At 68.6% G+C, this 19,699-nt stretch carries 19 protein-coding genes; 6 read left to right on the top strand and 13 right to left on the bottom strand.

The features are described from left to right. Positions 1–10 precede the first annotated feature (10 nt). Positions 11–211: a hypothetical protein gene (locus VFS34_09770; protein ID HET9794738.1), complete on the bottom strand. Its 201-nt coding sequence runs from the start codon at positions 209–211 to the stop codon at positions 11–13. A gap of 108 nt (positions 212–319) precedes the next feature. Next, positions 320–697, bottom strand: a complete 378-nt coding sequence (locus tag VFS34_09765) for a hypothetical protein (protein HET9794737.1) — start codon at positions 695–697, stop codon at positions 320–322. Between the two features lie 275 nt (positions 698–972). Between VFS34_09765 and VFS34_09760 the strand changes: the two genes are divergently transcribed. After that, positions 973–3,168 carry a hypothetical protein gene (locus VFS34_09760; protein ID HET9794736.1) on the top strand — a complete coding sequence of 732 codons (2,196 nt, stop codon included), beginning with the start codon at positions 973–975 and terminating at the stop codon, positions 3,166–3,168. Between the two features lie 55 nt (positions 3,169–3,223). On the opposite strand, the gene VFS34_09755 is transcribed toward VFS34_09760, so the two are convergent. Further along, positions 3,224–3,889: an SRPBCC family protein gene (locus VFS34_09755; protein HET9794735.1), complete on the bottom strand. Its 666-nt coding sequence runs from the start codon at positions 3,887–3,889 to the stop codon at positions 3,224–3,226. Between the two features lie 121 nt (positions 3,890–4,010). Here VFS34_09755 and VFS34_09750 point away from each other — a divergent pair, with 121 nt between their 5' ends. Further along, positions 4,011–5,453, top strand: coding sequence for a PDZ domain-containing protein (locus tag VFS34_09750; protein HET9794734.1), 1,443 nt, complete (start codon positions 4,011–4,013; stop codon positions 5,451–5,453). Positions 5,454–5,604: 151 nt separating this feature from the next. Here VFS34_09750 and VFS34_09745 read toward each other — a convergent pair whose 3' ends face one another. Together VFS34_09745 and VFS34_09740 are read right to left on the bottom strand one after the other, a co-directional pair. Then, complete coding sequence (locus tag VFS34_09745; protein HET9794733.1) at positions 5,605–8,229, bottom strand: ABC transporter permease; 2,625 nt, start codon at positions 8,227–8,229, stop codon at positions 5,605–5,607. Continuing rightward, positions 8,226–8,588, bottom strand: a complete 363-nt coding sequence (locus VFS34_09740) for a PadR family transcriptional regulator (protein HET9794732.1) — start codon at positions 8,586–8,588, stop codon at positions 8,226–8,228. Before VFS34_09740 ends, VFS34_09745 begins: the two co-directional genes overlap by 4 nt. Before the next feature lie 168 nt (positions 8,589–8,756). Between VFS34_09740 and VFS34_09735 the strand changes: the two genes are divergently transcribed. After that, the gene (locus VFS34_09735) at positions 8,757–9,584 is read left to right on the top strand and encodes an isocitrate lyase/phosphoenolpyruvate mutase family protein (protein ID HET9794731.1); all 828 of its coding nucleotides are present in this window, start codon (positions 8,757–8,759) and stop codon (positions 9,582–9,584) included. Positions 9,585–9,733: 149 nt separating this feature from the next. Here the strand turns inward: VFS34_09735 and VFS34_09730 are convergent, their stop codons facing one another. The 7 genes from VFS34_09730 to VFS34_09700 all read right to left on the bottom strand — a co-directional run bounded on the left by VFS34_09730 (position 9,734) and on the right by VFS34_09700 (position 16,888). Then, on the bottom strand, positions 9,734–10,624 hold the full coding sequence (locus VFS34_09730) for a retropepsin-like aspartic protease (protein HET9794730.1): 891 nt from the start codon (positions 10,622–10,624) through the stop codon (positions 9,734–9,736). Between the two features lie 298 nt (positions 10,625–10,922). Then, positions 10,923–13,622 carry a protein kinase gene (locus VFS34_09725; GenBank protein ID HET9794729.1) on the bottom strand — a complete coding sequence of 900 codons (2,700 nt, stop codon included), beginning with the start codon at positions 13,620–13,622 and terminating at the stop codon, positions 10,923–10,925. A 99-nt stretch (positions 13,623–13,721) separates the two neighbouring features. Continuing rightward, a complete protein-coding gene (locus VFS34_09720) occupies positions 13,722–14,537 on the bottom strand; it encodes a class I SAM-dependent methyltransferase (protein ID HET9794728.1) in 816 nt (271 codons plus the stop codon). Positions 14,538–14,574: 37 nt separating this feature from the next. Beyond that, positions 14,575–15,042 (bottom strand): tRNA (N6-threonylcarbamoyladenosine(37)-N6)-methyltransferase TrmO, encoded by a 468-nt coding sequence (gene tsaA, locus VFS34_09715; GenBank protein ID HET9794727.1) that lies wholly within the window; start codon positions 15,040–15,042, stop codon positions 14,575–14,577. Then, positions 15,042–15,701, bottom strand: coding sequence for a cupin domain-containing protein (locus VFS34_09710; GenBank protein HET9794726.1), 660 nt, complete (start codon positions 15,699–15,701; stop codon positions 15,042–15,044). Before VFS34_09710 ends, tsaA begins: the two co-directional genes overlap by 1 nt. A gap of 121 nt (positions 15,702–15,822) precedes the next feature. After that, positions 15,823–16,299, bottom strand: coding sequence for a nuclear transport factor 2 family protein (locus VFS34_09705; protein ID HET9794725.1), 477 nt, complete (start codon positions 16,297–16,299; stop codon positions 15,823–15,825). 118 nt (positions 16,300–16,417) lie between these two features. Beyond that, positions 16,418–16,888, bottom strand: coding sequence for a Spy/CpxP family protein refolding chaperone (locus VFS34_09700; protein HET9794724.1), 471 nt, complete (start codon positions 16,886–16,888; stop codon positions 16,418–16,420). Between the two features lie 261 nt (positions 16,889–17,149). On the opposite strand from VFS34_09700, the gene VFS34_09695 reads away from it, so the two are divergent. Further along, complete coding sequence (locus VFS34_09695; protein ID HET9794723.1) at positions 17,150–17,356, top strand: dodecin family protein; 207 nt, start codon at positions 17,150–17,152, stop codon at positions 17,354–17,356. Here the strand turns inward: VFS34_09695 and VFS34_09690 are convergent. After that, positions 17,322–18,914 carry a PLP-dependent aminotransferase family protein gene (locus tag VFS34_09690; protein ID HET9794722.1) on the bottom strand — a complete coding sequence of 531 codons (1,593 nt, stop codon included), beginning with the start codon at positions 18,912–18,914 and terminating at the stop codon, positions 17,322–17,324. The two genes, VFS34_09695 and VFS34_09690, sit on opposite strands and share 35 nt — an antisense overlap. Positions 18,915–19,022: 108 nt before the next feature. On the opposite strand from VFS34_09690, the gene VFS34_09685 reads away from it, so the two are divergent. Together VFS34_09685 and VFS34_09680 are read left to right on the top strand one after the other, a co-directional pair. Then, entirely contained in the window at positions 19,023–19,496 is a 474-nt protein-coding gene (locus tag VFS34_09685) for a rhodanese-like domain-containing protein (GenBank protein HET9794721.1), read from the top strand. Then, a partial coding sequence (locus tag VFS34_09680) for a hypothetical protein (protein HET9794720.1) occupies positions 19,490–19,699 on the top strand: 210 nt, incomplete at its 3' end. The genes VFS34_09685 and VFS34_09680, both read left to right, overlap by 7 nt.

Raw genomic sequence — 19,699 nt, 5'->3', positions numbered from 1 at the left:
CGATGCCGGATCACGCGCCCGGGCGCTGCCGAAGGATCTCCCGGACCCGCCGCTCGAGCGCGTCCCGGCTCTCGAAACCGACCGCGACCGACGCGATCCGCCCGTCGCGGCCGATGAAGAACGTCTGCGGCAGGAGCTCGGCTCCCCTCCGGTCACCCCGCGCGAGAGCGGTCAACTCCTCCTGGAGCAGGACTCTTCCGCGGGGATCCACTCAGGCTTCCGTCCGCCGTGCCGCCGGTCTCTCCCGATTCCCCACGTCGAACAGAATAGGCCCGAAACGGGAAGAGCGTGACCGCGCGAGGATCCCGGCCTCAACCGCTCACTCTTCGTCGATGTACTCGCGGGGAACGTCGTCCTCCGGCACTTCGCGCGTCACCACTTCGCTGACGTCCGCGTCCGCGGCGTTTTCGACGCCGCTCACGACTCCGGCTTCGAACGCCTGCCCCTCCTCGACGAGTTCCTCGACGCTCTCCGAGGCCGCTTCTTCCGCGCGCGAGAGGCCTTCGGTGTCCCCGGACTGGCCGCCGGACTCGAGCCCGAGGCCGCGGTCGCTCGGGGGCGGAAAGACCGAGTAGTCCGACGAGCGATCTTCCTCGGGCTCCGCGAGAGGGGCCGTTCTTCCGCGGCGGGAGGACGCTGGTTTTCGCGCGGTGCGCCGGGCGGGCCTCCGGCCTGCGGTCTTCCGCTCCTTCTTCACTGACGGTTTTCGCCTCGCTGGCTTCGTCCGCGACGAGGGCGATTTCGCCTTCTTCTTGGACGGTTTTCTCTTGACCGCCGAAGGCTTTGCCGAGGGCTTCACCGCTCGGCGGTGCGCCGGTCCCGTCGGCTTGCGGGTCCGTCTACCTGCGGATTTTTTCTTTTCCACCATGACTGGAGTCTACATCCGGCGACCTCGCCCTCTACGCCGCCGCCGCGCCTCGTGCTACGATTTTCCCTAAGAATCCAACTTGATCGGAATCCGGGAGGTGAGCGATGACTCGTCGATGGCTCCTGGCTTTCCTTCTCGCGGCTCCGGCGGCCGCGGCCCGCTCCGCCGATGACGTCCGGATCGTCCCGATCAATCCGGACGCATCGGTCCGCTTCGTCCACGTCTCACCCGACGACGGGACCGTCCAAGAAAGCGCCGGTCCTTCCACTTTCTGCCTGAAGGACGCCGGCAACGGCGGGATCCTCCAGTTCGGCCCGGCGACCGGAGCGTATGTCGCCTGCGGCGCGGACGGATTTTTCGAGCAGGGCGTCGGTACGGTGACCACGCAGGACGGTGTCGTGACGCTCAGCCACAAGTACGGGAGTCCCGCATTCCAGGGGCTCGAATCGGTGCACGCGACCGTGAACCCCACGACGGGGCAGGGAAGCGCCAGCTTCAACGCTCGCGACGAATCGCACGGAACGTTCGTCCGGCTCTCGATCTCGAGCGCGAACGTCTTCGCCGACAGCTGCGGCTCGTGCCCCGCGCAGACCGCGATCAACGAAGGCGCCCTGAACGCGTTCCCGATTCCCACGAACACGATCAGTTTCGGGACGTCGGCCAACGACGTGACCGTGCTCCAGCAGTTTTCTCTCAATTCCGATTTCGACGGGCACGTCAGTCGATTGGTGATGGGGATCGGGCGTCAGGGCGCGGGACCGCTCTCGTTCCAGTGGACGGTCTACTCCGACCATAACGGCTCGCCCGGCGATCCCGTCTACACGAGCGCACCCGTGACGTACCCCGATTTCCCCGGATTGCCGACGATCGGCATCGTCAGTCTGGACGCCCGGATCGTGGCGGGAGTCCGGTTCTGGGCCGGCATCCGGTACGACCCGCAGACCGATCCGATCTATTTTCCCTACGGCACGAACTCCGATTCTCCTCTCGCGAAGATCGCCTACTGCGAGCCGGGACACGCCTGTGGTCCCGTGACCGCAATTCAGGGCTTCGACAACGCGCGCAGCCTTTTCATCTCTGCGGATTACCGTTCGAGCTGGCTCGCGAGCGGCGGCGCGGTCGAGTACGGATCCCAGCCGATGGACGTCCTTTCCGAGAAGTGCGACGGCGCCTATTACCGGTTCGACTACGACGGAACCCGGCTGGTGCAGCTCTACGCCGAGAACGGCCCCGGGACGTCCCTCGCCCCCAGGGTCTACTCGAACGCTTTCGCGCGAATCACGCCGATCCTCGCCGCGCAGATGGCGGGTCTCGACGGAATCGCCGAGACCCGCTACAACGGCGTGCGGTACTCCGCTTTCTCCTTCACGCAGGGAACGGATCTCCGGTGGTGCACTCGCCCGGGCGACGCGACCGACTACGCGTGCCACAGCATCTCCGGATTCGGCGGCGGGACCGGACACTACACCCGGATCGTCGGCGTCGACGCCGGATTCGAAATCTCCTTCGGCAACGCGCAGCAGGACAGGATCGAGCGCTGGATGATCACGCACGGCCCGACCGCCTGGCAGACGCAGCCGCTCAACCCGCTCCTCGGTCAGATCGGGAATCCCGAATTCGGCTTTCCCTGGTTCGCGGCCGCGTCTTCGAAGGTCGGCGTCGCCTACAGCTACCAGACCTCGACCGGTCAACCCCAGATCCAGCTGACGAGCGGCAACGTGTTCTACGGGCCTTTTGCGCTCGGCACAGACGTTCCGCCCCCCGGATTCAATTCCACCCTCGCGACGCGCATGGCGGCGGACTGCACCCGCGGCGGTCTCTGCGTCTTTGGCCGCTATCAAACGGTCTCGGGAAAGAATCTCCTGGACATGGTCGATTTCCGCGCCAGCATCGCGGACCCGGAAATCCGGACGTGGCAGATCGGTTCGGGTATCGCGGGCCTTCAGTTCGGGCGCGCGGTCAGTCTTCGCGGGCGGAACGAAACGGCGCTCTATGCGAGCTACACTCCCTCGTCGATCGCGGACCAGTACCGGCTCCAGCTGGACGGCATCGATCTCGGAAAATACACGAAATTCACGATCAGTTACGACTTCGGTGCGGGCACGAGCCACTATCCCCTTACGTTGTCGCGCGCGGACGACGAGTGGGGGCTCGCGCACAAGTTCGGGATCGATCTTCTCTACAAGTGGGACGCCGGATGCGCACCGGCGCGTTTTCGAGGGCATGGAAGCGCGACCGGCGGGACGGAAGGGACACCACCGCCGTTCCCGTGCCAGGTTCCGATCGTCCAGAAGTTCTAGTCCCCGGAGAGCGCGGCCGCGGCGCCCTGCGGCCGCGCTCTCCGGCAGCGTTCCGTCATCCCGCCTGTCGCTCGGGCAGGATCTCGAAGTGCGACCTCGCCGCGAGTTTTTCGGCTCGCTTCTTGATCTCGATCAGCATCTTCCGCTCCATGACGAGCTGACCGGGATCGAGCACGACGCGAGCGGCCATGCCGCGCCAGCCGCGCGGAAGCCGCGCCCGGCAGCGCGATACGAGACGCGTCGTTCCGTCGATCGGATAGAGCGCGAGGGCCCAGGTCACCGAAAGATCGGGTGTGGGCGGCGGTCCCAGGACGAGAACGTGGTTGCGCACGACGGCCTTGACGCGCATCGTGCCCGCTCGGTCCAAAGGTTCGCCGACCTCCGGATTCTGGAACTCGGAGAGAACCTCCTCCGCGTTCTCGACCTTCATCCCGAGCAGGCGCTCGACCGGGAGATAGCTGTAGAACCCGCCGCGCGGAGACTCGCCCATCTGCGCGAGCCACGGCCAGATGTGCTCCGGCAGCGCGCGAATCGTGATCGCGCGGTTCGTGACGTACGTCGGATCCTCGACCTCTTCGTCGAGCGGCATTCGGCAGGCGGTCTCCTCGGCGGTCGCGTTCCAGCCATCCCGCCATTTCCGGAGGAGATAGACACTGGCGGCCGCCGCGGCGCCGGCCGCGGCGATGGTCGCCTTCAGGCGCGAATGCGTTCGAATTTTCATACTCACACCCCCGGCGAGCAGCCTACGGCGACGCGCGGCGCTCCGCCAGATGCGAAGGGATCAACGCGAGCGAGCCGGCCGGCCGCTCGTGGCCGCGCGATAGAATCGAAATCGCTCGGCGATGAAACATCTGCGGCGCATCCGCGTTCCCATGATTCTGGGAGGGGCGATTCTCGCGGTCGCCTGCACCTCCTCCGGCCCTTCGGCTGCTCCGCCCGCCGCTCCCGCGGCTCGCCGCGGAACCCTGGGCATCGAGGCGGTTTCGATCTCGCGAGCGAAACGAAGGAGCCTTTCGCTACCCGAAAACGTCCGGGGAGCGCTCGTCGTCGAGGTCGTCGCGGGAGGTCCCGGGGCGCTCGCGGGAATCCGTCCGGGAGACGTCGTCGAACGCATCGGCGGAACGCCGATCGGGAACGTCTGCGACTTCGACGCGGCCGCCGACGAGCGGCCGATCGAGACCGTCTCGCTGGTCGTCCGCCGGGCCGGGAAGTCGATCGAGGCGAGCGTCGTCCCCGTCGGCGGGAAGTCGTTTTTCGAGGAAGCCTGCCGCCTCGGGTCGCCGGGCGGCTGTTATCGTGCGGCACGGGAAGCGGAAGCCGGAGAACGACGGCTCGCGCTCCTCGAATCCGCGTGCCGGCTCGGATCCGCCGCCGCGTGCGCGGACGCGGGGATCGCGCTCGCGCGATCGGGAAATCGGCCGCAGGACGCCGTCGCGACGCTCGAGCGGGCCTGCGCCCTCGGAAGCGGCGCCGGCTGCGCGCACGAGGCATTTCTCCATGCCACGGGAACGGTCGTCTCGCGCGACGACCGGCGCGCGACCGAGCTCTACGTTCGCGGCTGCGATCTGGGCGACGCGAAGTCCTGCTACAACGCCGGAGTCATGTCCGACGACGGGCGCGGCACCCCGAAGAATCCGAAGACCGCCGCCGCCCGCTACGAGGAAGCGTGCGAGGGCGGCAGCCCGGCCGCGTGCACCAATCTCGGCTTCCTGTACGAGAACGGGCGCGGCGTCGCCCGCGACAAGACGCGCGCGGTGGCGTTCTATCAGCGCGGGTGCGACGGCACGCGATGCCAGCCGCCGAACCGCACCGGGTGCGTGAACGTGGGTCGGGCCTACCGCGACGGGATCGGCGTCGCGAAGGACCCGCCGCGGGCGGAAGCGATCTTCCGCGAAGCGTGCGATCGGCCGGTCGACTCCGGGGACGTCGGGGCGGAGGCGAATCGCTGGCGCGCCTGCTCGCTCCTCGGCGCCATGTACCTCGGGACCGACGACGCGAAGGGTCGGGAACTCTCGGAGCGGGGATGCGAAGGCGGGGACGCCTTCGGCTGCTTCAACGCGGCGGCGATCTATGCGGCGGGCTCCGGGGTCGAGGCGAACCCCGCCACCGCCGCGTCCTTCCTCGAAAGAGCCTGCCGGGCGGGCGACGGAGAAGGATGCTTCGATCTGGGCGTCGCCTACGAGAAGGGCGACGGCGTTTCCGCGGACCGGGAGAAAGCCGCGGAAGCGTTCAAGAAGGCGTGCATCCTCGGGTTCCCGAAGGCCTGCGGCCGGAAGGTCCGCTGACGGCGTTCGTTCGACTCGGCCTCTCGGAGAGCTTCCACCGATCGTCCTTCGCCTTTTCGAGCTTCGCCCGGCGTCTTCGAAAAGGCCTTTCCTTCCCTTGTCCCGGACGATGGATTCGAGCCCGTCGAGAGCGCCCGCGAACGCCTGTCGTTCACTCCCTCAGCGCCGTCCAGGGATCCGTGCGCGCCGCGCGCCAGGCGGGGACGAGCGATGCCGCGAGCGCGGTCGCGAGCAGGACCGCTGAGGAAGCGGCGAACGTGAGCGGGTCGCGCGGGCTCACGCCGTAGAGCAGCGTCTCGATGAGCCGCGTCAGGACGAGCGCGGCCGCGCCTCCGGCGACGAGCCCCGCCACGGTCAGCAGGAGCCCTTCGGAGACCACGAGACCGAACAGATCGGCCCGGCGCGCGCCGAGCGCCGCCCGGACGCCCATCTCACGCGTCCGCCGCGACACGGCGTAGGAGACGACGCCGAAGAGGCCGACGGCGGCGAGCAGGAGGGCGAGGCCGCCGAAGATCTCGAGCAATCGGACCGCGATCCGCTGCGACGACGCCGCGCGGTCGAGCGTGGCGCGCATCCACGTCGTCTCGTCGCGCTCGAGGCTCGGATCGACGGCATGGATCGCGCCCTCGATCCGCCGGGCGATCGCCGCGAGCGGGGCGGAGGACCGCACGTTCAGCACCGCCTGCCCCTGGAAGTTCTGCCGGATCGGCACGTAGAAGAAGGGCGTCGGATCTTCGCCGATCCGGAAGTACGTCGAAGTCTTCGCCACGCCGACCACCGTCATCGGGCGGCCTTTCACGACGAGCCGGGTTCCCAGCGGATCCCCTCCTCGCCAGTACTTTTCCGCCATCGCCGCGTTGACGACGGCGACGAGGGGACCCGTCTCGTCGTCCGACCGGCGGAACTCGCGCCCGGAAAGGAGGGGGATGCCCAACGTCGCGAGATAGCCGGGACCGACCTCGTTGTATTCGACGGTCGGCTGCTCGTCGGGCCTCGGCACGTAGCCGTCCACGGCGACGGGCGCCGACGACGGCGGGCGCAGGCCGAGAGGGATCGATCGCGCGAAGACGGCGCTCCGCACCGACGGGTCGGCCCCGATCCGGTCGAGGATCTCCTGTTGAACATTTTTCGCCCGCGCGGGGTCGTAGCCCGCGGCGAGAAGGTCGACCGAGGTCTCCGTCACCTCGTCCGCCGCGAAGCCCGGGTTCGCGCTCTGCATCCGGCGGAGGCTCCGGACGACGAGACCGGCTCCGACGAGGAGGACGAACGAGATCGAGAGCTGGAGGAGCACGAGACCCGACCGGATCCAGGACCGTCCGCCGCCGGCCACGGAGCCGGCCTCTTCCTTCAGCACGGCGGCCGCGTCGAAGCTGCGCGTCTGGAAGGCGGGGATGAGGCCGATCGCGATCGTCGCCGTGAGGCAGATCGCGGCCGACAGGGCGAGCACCCTCCAGTCGAGATTCTCCGGGAGGTTGACCCTCGCGGAGAAGAAATGCGCGAGGAAGTCGCGGCAAAGGCGGGCGACGAGCAGGCCGCCGACGACCCCTGCGCCGGCGAGGGTGGCGCCTTCCGTGAGGAGCTGGGCGACGAGCCGCCCGCGGCCGGCGCCGATCGCCAGACGCACGGTCATCTCCCGCCGCCGCGCGAGCGACCGGACGAGGAGGAGGTTTCCGACGTTCGAGCAGGCCACCACCAGCACGAACGCCGAGACCACGGCGAGGATGCCGAGGACGGGGCGCAGCTCGCTCGCTTTGTTGAAGGGGGTGAGCGCGAGCGGAAACACGCGGATGCCCCGGCCGCGATTCGTTTCCGGATAGGCCGCCTCGAGTCGGCGGGCCACGCCGGAGAGCTCCGCTTGAACCTGTTCGATCGAAACGCCGGGCTTCGGGCGGACGAATCCCTCGATCCACCGCGCTCCGCGGTCTTCGAGTTTGTACCCCCCCGCCTCGAAGTTGTCCTCCATCGACGCCGGCACGAAGTACCGCATGGCATAACCGACGAACGTGCCGTCGAAGCCCTTCGGACCGACGCCGACGATGGTGTGGAGCACGCCGTTCAGTCGCTGCGTCTTCCCGACGATCGCCGGATCGCCGCGAAAGCGTTCCCTCCACTCGCGCCAGCTGATCACCACGACCGGATGCGCCTTGTCTCCGGTCTCCTCGCCGGGAACGAATCCCCGGCCGAGGACGGGCCGCACGCCGAGCGCGTCGAAGTAGTTCGCCGACACGATGCTGCCGTAAGCCGTCTCCGACCGCTCGCCGAGCGAAAGGGTGGCGCCCATGATCTTGTCCGCGATGAACGCGTCCGCCAGGCGGCAGTTCCGCCGGAAGTCGAGGAAGTCCGGCCAGGAGAGATCGTCCCTCCGCTGCTCGCCTTGCCGGGTGCTGACCATCGCCAGCAGGCGGTCCTGACGCGCGACGGCCGGGAACGGACGGAAGAGGATCCCTTCGATCCAGCCGAAGACGGCGGTATTGGCGCCGATCGCGAGCGAGAGGCACAGGATCGCGAGCAGCGACACGCCGGGACTCCGCCGAAGCATCCGCAGGCCGAACCGCAAGTCTTGGCCGAAGCGGTCGAGCGCGGCCCCGCCCCACGCCTCCCGGGCGTCCTCCTTGACGCGTCCGTAATTGCCGAACTCGCGGCGGGCGCTCGCCGCCGCGTCGTCCGGCGATTCGCCTCGCGCGACGCGCTCCGCGATCGCGATCCTCAGGTGCGCCTGCAGCTCCTCCTCGAGCTCACGCTCCCGCCGCGCGCGGCCGCGTCCGAAGATCTTCACGACTCGCTCGCCGCCGGCTTCGCCATCACGCCGGCGATCGCCCCGGCGAGCTGTTCCCATTTCGACCGCTCCGCGGCGAGCTGCTTCCGGCCCGCCGCGGTCAAGCGGTAGACGCGAACCCGCTGTTTGTTCTCCGACGTCTCCCATTCCGCCGAGATCGCGCCGGCCTTCTCGAGCCGGTGGAGCGCGGGATAGAGCGATCCCGTGTCGACCTGCAGGACGTCGCGGGAACCCGCTCGGATCATCTGCGCGATCCCGTAGCCGTGGCGCGGACCCCATCGCAGGGTCTGGAGGACGAGGAGGTCGAGCGTTCCCTGAAGGAGCTCGATCCGGGAAACGGAAGAGGGAATGTCGGCCATCGCTCCACCTCCTTGGGTGTAGATAGACTACATCCATGGATGGAGATTGTCTACCTCCCCAGGACGCTCCGGTCGTCGCGGCGCTCGTCCGGTTCGTCGGGACGAGCCGACGGCCCGAATCGAGGAGGCATTCCGGGATGACATGCACGTCCCGGTAGAATCCAATGCATGAGCGTCACCCAGGCCGAGAAAGCCGCCCGCTTCCACGCCCTCCACGAGCGCCCCGGCGCTTTCGTCATCCCGAATCCCTGGGATGCGGGAACCGCGAAGATCCTCGAGAACCTCGGCTTCGAGGCGCTGACGACGACGAGCGCGGGGCTCGCGTTCTCGCTCGGCAGGCCGGACGGGTCGGTCGGGCGCGACGAGGCGCTCGAAAACGCGCGACAGATCGTCGAGGCGACCGACCTGCCCGTCGCGGCGGACCTCGAAAACGGGTACGGCGATTCTCCGGAGGCCGCCGCGGAGACGATTCGCCTCGCCGGGCGCGCCGGCCTGGTCGGCGGATCGATCGAAGACGCCACGGGCAACCCCGAAGGGCCCATCTACTGTTTCGAACACGCCGTCGCGCGAGTAGCCGCCGCGGTCGAGGCGGCCCGGTCGTTTCCGTTCCGCTTCATGCTCGTCGGCCGCGCCGAGAACTTCCTGCATGGCCGTCCGGATCTCGACGACACGATCCGGCGCCTGCAGGCCTTCGAGGAGGCCGGGGCGGACGTCCTGTATGCGCCGGGGCTCACCACCGAAGAGCAGATCCGCGCGGTCTGCGCGGCGGTGAAGAAGCCGGTCAACGTCGTCATGGGCCTCCGAAGGGCCCACTTCTCGATTGTCGAGCTCGCCGGAATGGGCGTCAAGCGGATCAGCGTCGGCTCGACGCTCTCGCGCGCGGCGCTCGGCGCGTTCATCCGCGGCGCGCGGGAGATGCTCGACGACGGAACGTTCCATTTCGCCGACCAGGCACCTCCGTACGCCGAGCTGAACGCGCTCTTCGGCCGCCGCTGACGGAACCGGCGCCACGGAACGCCGGCACGAATCGAATCGTCCGGCCGCGAGAGGCCGATCCCGATTCCGTCGACCCGCCGCATCGGTCTCCGGCGATGCGAGAAGGGTCGCCGCGGCGGCGCGGCGCGATGGGCCCACTGAACCGACGGTTACGGCTTTTCGATCACGAGTCGGCCGCCGACCGCATCGAGCGTCACGACGAAGTCCTTCAGGATCGCGTTTCCCACGTTCACGTCCCACGGCTTTCCATCGTGTCCGGTGTGGGGCAGCCAGAACGTCGCTTCCGGATCGACAACGCGAATCGCTCCCAGGTCGAGGCTCCCCACGTGCCCTTCGCGGCTCGAGTAAGTACCCCGGTAACCGGTTCCCCGGGCTTCGTTCCCGGCGCTCGCGGCCGCGTCGAGGCCGAGCGCATGAACGGCCTCGGGAGTGATCTTGAGCGAACCGTTCGACCCGGTGTCCAGGATCGCGCGTACGGGCCGTCCGTCGACGCGCACGCCGTCCAGCTCGACGTCGTCTTCGTAACGCAGCGGAAGAATCGCCCGGCGACCCGGCGAGGCCGCGAGATCCGGAGAGCGGGCCGGAAAGCGCAGGACTCGCCCGGGAAAGTCGAACTGGACGACGCGGCCGTTCAGAAAGCTCTTCCCCAGGACGAGGCGAACCGGCCGCCCGAGCGTCGCCCCGATCTTCGCGACCGATTCGCCCGCCAGGGCTTCCACGTTCGTCGCCGAGATCGGACCGACGCGAACCGAGGGAAGGCGAGTGTCGAAGGCCTTCACGGTCTGCGTTCCGCCTCCCTCGATCTCGCCTCCCCTCCCCAGGCTCGCGCCGAGCTCCTTCGCGAGCGCGATGTCGATCGCCGAGGGGTCGGTTCCGGTGTCGATCATCGCCAGGTAGGGACCACGGTCCCCGAGGTGGACCTGCACCAGGATGACGTTGTGGAAGAGCTCGAAGGGAACGTCGGCCGGCGACTCCGCCGCGACCGCGAAGGCGGCGAGCCCCAGAGCGGCGCAGGCTGTCAGAATCTTGCGCTTTTCCATTCGTCCTCCGATGCCGTTTCGGCCTCGAATGAAGTTACGCAGACACCAGGAGGATGTTGCGCGACGGGCTCGAGCAACTCTGAAAAAGGAGTCTCGATCTATCCGAACTCGGTGCGTTCTCACTTCTTTTTCTCTCTCGCGTGTCAGCGGCGGGACGGCCGGCGCCGAGCGCGGGACCACTTCGCGAAAGTGCTCGGGCTCCTTCCGATCGATTTCGATCTGGATAAGGTGCCGGCCCCCTGCTCGAGGCGACTTCGAAAGAGCGCCTGCCGCGATCGGCCCGACGTCGTCGGCCGCTCTACCGCTTCGGCCGCGCAATCCCGGGAAGGTTCGTCGCCACCATCAGGCTGTTCGTCCGGGCGACGGCCGCGATGGCGATTCTCCGACCGTCCGGCGAAACGCCGAACGACTCGATCGCAACGGAGGAGTCGAAAGGAGGAACGAACGGCTTTCCGGTCACGCGTCCCGCGTCGGGGGCGAACGGAAACCGGTCGATCACGAATCTTCCCTGCGGATCCCTCGTGAGGACCAGGATCGACTTGCCGTCCGGCATCCAGCGGCCGCGGCCCACCGTGATCCTCGTGAACGAGAATCCCCCCTGCGGAATGTCGGCCCGGTAATCGTCCGGTTTCCCATCGTCGGTCCGGACGGTCGTGACCGACAGGTCGGCGATCGACCGCGAGATCATGAAAGAGATGACGTGCTTCCCGTCCGGAGATGTGTCCGGTATCCCCCCGAATGCCGAAATGGCCTGGGCCCCGGTTCCGTCCGGATGAATCTTCCAGTAACCGGGCTTCGGACCCGATCCCTGCAGGAACACGATCCACTTTCCGTCGCCGGTCTGCGTCGGGTTCTCGGAGTCGAGGCCGGAACGGGTAATCGCGCGCGCCCCGCTTCCGTCGGCGTCCGCGGTCCAGATCTCGAAGGCTCCCGACCGGTTCGAGCTCCACAGGAGGCCGCGACCGTCGCGCGTGAACGCCGGATCCCAGTCCTGCGCAGCGTCGTCGGTGAGCTGGCGCATCTCGCCATTCTCCGTCGAGACCTTCCACAGATCGAGGTTCCCGCTGCGGGTCGACGAAAAGACGACCCACTTCCCGTCGGGCGAATAAGCGGGCTGCCGGTCGGTCGCGTTACCCTCCGTGAGCCACCGAGCGACCGAAGGCAGCGCGGTTCCCCCCTCGATCGGAAGCTCGCGCAGGTTTTCCCGCACGGAGTTCGTGTCGAAGACGACGCTGCCGTCGCCCAGGATATCGAGGGTCTCCCCGCTTTCCTGGGCCCAGGCGAGACGCCGAACCTTTCCGGTATCGACGTTCTGGGCGACGATTTCGCCGGCGCTCCCGACGACGGACGCCACGACGGACTCCGCCGGCGAGTACACGACTTCCTTTCCGCCCGCGTTCCAGGGCGCCGCCGAGATGATCCCGTGGATCCCCGCGACCGGCAGCTCCTTCACCTTTCCGGTCGCGGCGTCGACGACGATCACCGATTTCTTCGAGCCGCCGACGCCCGTTTCCACCGCCGAGATGTACCGGCCGTCGGGAGACCATCGGGGATGCTGGAAGAATCGCGCGGGGAAATTCACCAGATCGTTTGCCGAGCCGGAGGACGCGTCCACGATCGCCATCGTCACTCCGGCTCCGCCCTGGTAGGTCTTCACGATCGCGATTCGATTCCCGTCGGGCGCCCAGTCGCCCTCGACGGCGCCGTCGATGATCTTGCGGGCCTCCCCGCCGACGACCGCCGACCGGTAAAGCGCGGAGCCCTTGCCGTCGGTCCGGGTGAACAGGATGGAAGCACCGTTCGGCGCAAAGCGGGGAACCATGTCGCCGGGCCCGGAGGTGAGCGGAGCCTCTCCGCCGCCGTCCAGCTGCTTCAGCCAGATCCGGGGCTTCCCGTCCCGATCGGAGGAGAACGCGACGGTCCGGCCGTCCGGGGAAACCGCTGGGTCGCGGTCGTGCCCGGAGTAGGTGAGATAGCGGAAGCGCACGGGCTCGGTGGACTTCGGCGAACGGAAAACGAGGAATCCGGCGGCGACGATGAACGCGCCGAGGATCGCACCGAGGAGGAACGGCATCGCACCTCGCCGCCGAACCGGACCGGCGGAGATCGGCAACGCCGCGCCGGAAAGGCTCGACGTCGAGAGGTGGTCGCGAACGCTCGCGAGCTCCCTCGCGAGATCGCGCGTCGAGTCGTAGCGGTCCTGCGGCTCCTTCGCGAGGAGGCGCTCGACGATCCAGCGAAGCGGGGCCGGACTGGCCGGCGCCGCGGTCGCGAGCGCCTCCGGCTCTTCGCGAAGGATCGCGGTCATCGTCTCGGCGGCGGTCGGCCGCGCGAAGGCCTTCCGTCCCGCCGCCATCTCGTAAAGAATGGCGCCGAGCGCGAACTGGTCCGAACGATGATCGACGACCGCTCCCCGCGCCTGCTCGGGCGACATGTAGGAGACGGTCCCCATGACGATCCCGGTCCCCGTGCTCTCGGCGGCCGCGGTCGGAGTTTGCGAGGCGCCGGAAGTCGAAACGTCCGCGATCTTGGCGAGTCCGAAGTCGGCGATCTTCGCGAGCCGGTCCTTGGAGACGAGGATGTTTTCCGGCTTCAGATCCCGGTGCAGGATCCCCTTCTCGTGGGCGGCCGCGAGTCCTTCGGCGATCTGCGCGCCGAGGTCGAGGATCCGCCGGAGCGGCATCGGCCCGCGATCCATGATCGTGCGGAGGTCGGGCCCCTCGACGAGCTCGGCCGCAAAGTACCGAACGCCGTTCTCCTCGCCGATGTCGTGAACGACGACGATGTGCGGGTCGGAGAGCGACGACGCCGACCGCGCCTCGCGCTCGAAGCGGGCGAGGCGGTCCGGATCGCGCGCGAACGCCTCGGGGATGACCTTGATCGCGACTTCGCGGCCGAGTCGGGTGTCGTGCGCCCGATAAACCTCCCCCATCCCGCCGGCGCCCAGCGGAGCCAGGATCTCGTAGGGGCCGAGGCGGGACCCGGCAGTGAGCGGCATTCGAGGGGGGAAATCGTAGCGCAACGCGGGCCGCGAGGCTCGGCTCGGTTGTGCGTCAGGCCCGGAGACCGCGAGCGCGGCGTCCGGCTAAGGCTCCGGTCATGCCTCCCAGACGGAAAGATCCTGGAAGTTCGTCATGCCCGCCGGACGGAACTCGCGCAGCCGGAACAGCGGCTGCCAGGTCGCCTCGAGGAACTCCCGGCTGTGGAACGCCGCGTTCTGATTGAACGGGCCGGGACCCGGCGCGTAGAGGAAACCGCGGCGGTCGAGCTCGTCGCTCTGCTCGGGCGCGAGGTCCGGCACCATCGACACCAGCCGGGGAGGAAGCGTCGTCGCGATCAGGAGGCCCCCCGGGCGGAGCACCCGATGGAGCTCTTCGCGCCATTGCCGCTGCGCATTTTCGGGGAGGTGCGTGAACACGGACACCGCCACCGCGACGTCGAACGATGCCGGCGGAAGCGCCATCGGAGGGGTCTCCCCGATCGGAAAGAATCGCCCGCGGAGTTGATGCGCCGCCCAGGCAACGGCGGGCACGTCGACATCCACACCCGTCAGGCGGCGAGCCCGATCCCCCGTCGCCAGATGTCGCGACAGGCGCCCGCACCCGCACCCGAAATCGAGCCAGCGGCGGTAATCCTCGCCGGTGCGGCGAGCGCGCGAGAACGCCGCTTCCACGTCGGCCGCTCCCTGACTCCCGACGCGCCGGAATTCTTTCCGGCTCGTCGTCCACGAGACGCGGCCCCGAAGGGCCGGCGGCGGCAGCGGAGGCGGACCGACGATCCGGACCAGATCGGCGAGGTCGGGGAGCAGGTCCCACAATTTGAACGGCTGGGCGCGCACCCGATGGACGACGCGGCGGACGGGAAACGGCACCGTCGCGCGCACGAAACGCCGGAAGCGGGAGTCGAACGACAATCAGCCGGAGTCTACCGTCGGCCGGCGACGATCGCGGTCACTTCTCCCTCTTTTCCCCTGCCCGCCTTCGCTCGGCATCTTCCAGCCAGCCGCGCTTCAACTGCTCCGGGGGAATGCTCGAGAGATAAGGCTTGATGTCCAGGATCGGCGTCCCGTCGAGCATGTCGATGCCGCGCACGCGCAGGCGATTTCCGTCGCGGCCCAGGAGCCGGACCACCGTCAGGCCGATCGGGTTCGGGCGATACGGGGAGCGCGTCGCGAAGACGCCGTGCGGGCGGTCGTCGGTCGGCGGCGTGCCCACGAGCTCGACGCCCTCCGAGCGGTCGAAGACCCAGACGACGAAGAGATGCGAGAAGCCTTCGATATCCGCCAGCCCCTTCTCCAGATCGCGGTCGATCTCCAGAACGCCTTCCGCTTCGTGTTTGGCGCCCGCGCCCTTCGGGATCTCCGAGGTGTCCGCGTACGGGCTTCGGACGACACCGATCGAACGCATCGGGAACGTCATCAGTCCCGCCTCAGCTCGTGCTGGCTCGCCATGAAACGGCCTCCGGCCTCTCCTTCGATCTCGTACTGGATGATCTCGCCGGAAGCGTATCCCTCGCGGATCACGCCCGTCCCCCGCGGGCAACGGACCCTCTCGCCCCGTCCGAAGACGAACGTGGAGCCGGCGTCCGGATCGCGGATCGTCTTCACTCCGTGCCGCCAGTGAATCCGGAAAGGACCCACGCCGTGGATCTGCACCACGGCCCCGTCGGGACAGTACCCGAACATCGTCGATCCCCCGGGGGCGAAGGCGTAGTCGCCCGGGCGCAGCTCCCTGAGCGCCGCCCGGTCCCAGGTGTCCCCGACCGCGAAGTACCAGCTCCCCTGCACCACCGTGATGTTCTCGTCGACGGGATGCGAATGGAGAGGGACGATCGCTCCGGGAAGCTCGTGGATTCTCATCACGAACGGTTCGCCGGCCTTCTCCGGATCGCCGTTCAGGATTTCGACGTCGCCCGTCATCGGGCCGAGCGGAACGATCCGGTAAGTCCCCTTGCCGCCATCCGCGCGGGTCACTCCGGAAGCCGCGGCGAAGGGGGAATCGGCACTGCGGGCGTGGTCCGGGGTCGTCCCGGAGCCGCACGCCAGCATCGCGCAGGAGACGAAGATCAGATATCGCATCGCCGAATTTGACGTCGGGGAGAGGGAAAAACGCAACCGTTCGTGAACCGACGAAGCCTCTTTCTCTCGATCGCGCTCGCGCAACGACCCGGTGTCCGCGGGCGCGACGCCCGTCGGACCGCTACTCGGCGGGCAGCGCGATCGAGGACTGGCCGAAAACGTATTTCCAGCCCTTCTTCGTTCGGACGTAGGTGTCGGAGAACCAGAGCTTCCGGTCGAACGCCTTTCCGCCCGACGTGCCCTTGAGCCAGAGCTTGGCCGTCACGACGGCGGTGTCGCCCCAGACCCGCACCTTCTGCGAGTTCTCGATCTCGACCTGCTTCTCGTACACCGCGTCGCGGTCGCGCGCGGATTTGAGGAGATCGGCTTTCGTGTAGACGGTTCCCTTCCCGACCACGAGGACCATGTCGTCGGCGAGGATCCGGTCCATCGTGGCCGCGTCGTTCCGCTCGACGGCGGCCTGGTATTCCGTGTCGAGAGCGGCGACGGACTTTTCGTCTTCCGCCGCATTCCCCAGGGACGTCGCGGGTGTCGTCATCGCGATTCCTGCGCCGATCAAAACGAGAGCTCCGGCCAGCGCCGATCGGGTCCGCTTCATCGCATCCTCCTCGAGAACCGCGGGGAGCTTAACAAAACCGCCGTCCGAATCCGCCGGGCGACACGAAAAGGCCGCCTCCCCCTGGCGGAGGAAGCGGCCGCGGACGAAAGCGGAAAGATTATTCCGAGAGGGCCGGACCGTGCCCGTGCCAGCGTCCGCGCGGGTCCGCGCCGAAGGTGGCGAACTTCTGCTGCTGGCCGGCATCGAGGAGCGGCACGATCTGCGCACGGACCTGCGCCCTCAGCAACGCGGCATCTCCCTCCGCCTGGGCCAGCGCCTGGGCGGCGTTGCGGATCGCGCCTTCGTTGACCGGGGTGGCGAGCGTCGCCTGGCGAAGAGCCTGCCGGGCCGCGCGAAGCGACTGGAACTGCAACTTCATCTGGTCGTGATGCGCGTCGAAGATCTCCCGAACCTGCTGGATCTGCGCGCCGGTCAGGTTCAGCCGGCTCGCCATCATGTTCACCATCCGGTCCGGGGCTGCGGGACGGCCCGAAGCGATCGCCGGTGAAGCCATTGCTTGCACGGCGAAGAGAGCAGCGGCGGCGATGCCTCGAGCGATCGTTCTTCCGGCGTTCATTTTCGTGGACATCTTCTTCTTCCTCCCGCTACTGAACGACGAGGCGCGCGCCTTCGTTACAGGACGTCCGCAGCGCATCGTTGACGTGCGCCAACATCCTCGAGGCCGCGAATCTTCCCCGCCGGGCCGGACTCTCCGGCGACATGCGGGAGAGCCCCTCGACCCGCACGCGGCGGTCCTCGGCGCTCCAGAGCGCCCTCATCGAAGAGGGCGTGTTTCTACGACCGCCGGGCGGCGAGGTCCGGCGTATGCTGGCTCCGAAGGAGGCACACGATGAGCTCAGTCGCTCGCGTCACCGAAATCAGCGCCCGGTCCGAGAAGAGCTTCGAGGAGGCCATCCGGACCGGCATCTCCCGGGCCTCGAAGACGCTTCGAAACGTCACGTCGGCCTGGGTGAAGGAACAGAGGCTCGACATCGAGAAGGGAAAGATCAAGGAATATCAGGTCAACCTGCTCGTGACGTTCGTTCTCGAGGACTGACCGGGCCTTCTCGACCCGGGAGCTCCCGCACGCGCGCGCGTCCGGAACCTGCCCTCTCCGGCCGGGAGAGGGGGCGATCGCCGGGCGCCGCGCGCAATACCTTCGCCAGAGCGCGAACTCCCGCCCGGATCGCCTCGGGCGTCAAGGCCGAATACCCGAGGATGAGCGCCGGCTCTCCTTTTCCCAGCGTGCAGCGGGAAAGCGGAGTGACGTCGATTCCGCCGATCGCGGCGCGCCGGGCGACGGCGCGGTCGTCTTCGTCCGCGTCGAGTCCGAGGACGATCTGGAATCCCCCGTCGGCGGGTCCGACGCGCACGCGGCCGCGCAGCTCGCGGTCGAGGGCGTCGACGAGCGCATCCCGGCGAGAGCGGTAGATCGCCCGCATTCGACGCAGATGCGCCGCGAAATGGCCGTCGTTCATGAAATCCGCGATCACGGCCTGCGGGAACGTCGCCGTGTGGCCGTCGAGCTGCCGCCGCGCGTGGACGAACGGCGACGCGAGCGACGGGGGAACGACGAGATAGGCGACGCGGATCGAAGGAAAGAGCGATTTCGTGAACGTCCCGAGATAGAGCACGCGACCCGCCCGGTCGAGACCGTGGATCGCGGCGATCGGCCGGCCTTCGTACCGGAACTCGCTGTCGTAGTCGTCCTCGAGGATCCACGCGTTGGCGCGCCGGGCCCAGTCGAGGAGCGCGAGCCGCCGCTCGAGAGACATCGTCATGCCGGTCGGATACTGGTGAGAGGGCGTGACGTAGGCGAGCCGCGCCTCGCGCGCGGCGCGCTCTCCTTCGTCCACCCGGATTCCCTCGGCGTCGACCGGAATCGCGTGCAGACGCGCGCCCGCGGACTCGAGGGCGGAGAGCGCTCCCGGAAAGAAGGGGTTCTCGATCCAGACGGGATCGCCGCGCTCGAGGAGCATCCGCGCCGCGAGCCCGATCGCCTGGAGCGAGCTCGTGAGGACGATCACGTCCTCCGGGCGGCAGCGGACGCCGCGGGACTCGGACACGTACCGCGCGATCGCCTCGCGGAGCGGCGGATACCCGGCGGGATCGCCGTACCCGAGGAGCTCCGCGCCCGAGGCGCGGAGGCGGCGCGCGGTCAGCCGCCGCCAGAGAGCCGCCGGAAATTCGTCGAGGGCGGGAAACCCCGCGCCGAACGCGCGGACCGACAGCGGATCGTTGCACGTGAGCGAGCGGGCGAGCGAGCGGCCGCGCGAGGACAGGCCGCGCGGCGGCGCGGCGGCGCGAACCGGGACGGGACGCGAAGCCGTCCCGAGCGGCCGTCCGGGAAGGCACGACGCGACGAACGTGCCCGAACCGATCCGCCGGGAGAGATACCCTTCCGCGACGAGCTGCTCGTACGCTCCCTCCGTCGTGTTGCGCGACACGCTCATCTCCGCGGAGAGCATCCGGGTCGACGGCAGGCGCTCGCCGGGTTTGAGCCTTCCCTCGAGAATCGCGCCGCGGAGATCGCGATAGATCTGCGCACGGAGCGGCGTTCCCGCGGAGACGCGCTCGGCGACCGGAACGACGAGACGGCCCCCCGCGCGCTTCACGGGCAAATCCCCGAGCGGTCTCCAATTGGCACCATCGTTCTCATGAAAACGGTCCTCACGATGGCACCATTGTACGCCTACACTGCGGATCGACGAAAGGAGAAGACGATGGCCGGAAATCCCCCGTCGCTCGTCCTCGAATATCCGCCGGCTCCCGCGGCATCTTCCGCGGAGCATTTCCGCGATGCGCTCCGCCGGTCGACGGACCCGTCCGACGTGCATGCGGACCGGGAATCGGGCGCCGCTCGCTTCACCCTCGTCGACGCGCGTTCTCCGGAGGCCTACGTCCGGGGCCACGTGCCGGGCGCGGTCAACCTGCCGCACCGCCGGATCGACGCGGAGACGGCGTCGCGGTTCTCGAAGGAAGTGCCGATCGTGACCTACTGCGACGGAACGCACTGCAACGCCTCGACGAAGGCGGCGTTGAAGCTCGCGGAGCTCGGTTTCCTCGTCAAAGAAATGATCGGGGGCATGGACGGCTGGGTTCGCGACGGCTTCGCGGTCGAGACCGGCGCCGACGACGACCGGGAGCTCCCGGCCGCCGCCTCGTTCACCGGCTCGAAAGCCGTCTGCGGATGCTGAAGCGGGTCGCGCTCGTCACCTGTCGCGCGCTTCCGTCGCTGCCGGAAGACGACCGCCCGCTCGTCGCCGAGCTCTCGCGGCTCGGCATCGCCGCCTCGGCCGAGGTCTGGGACGACGCGTCGGTGAAATGGACGCGTTTCGACGCGCTCGTGATCCGCGCGACATGGGACTATCACCTTCGTCCCCGGGAGTTCCTGGCCTGG

This window comes from Thermoanaerobaculia bacterium (genome assembly GCA_035717485.1).
GTDB lineage: Bacteria > Acidobacteriota > Thermoanaerobaculia > UBA5066 > DATFVB01 > DATFVB01.
The sequence above is the reverse complement of the archived record's forward strand: the minus strand, read 5'-3'. Positions and strand labels throughout refer to the sequence as shown.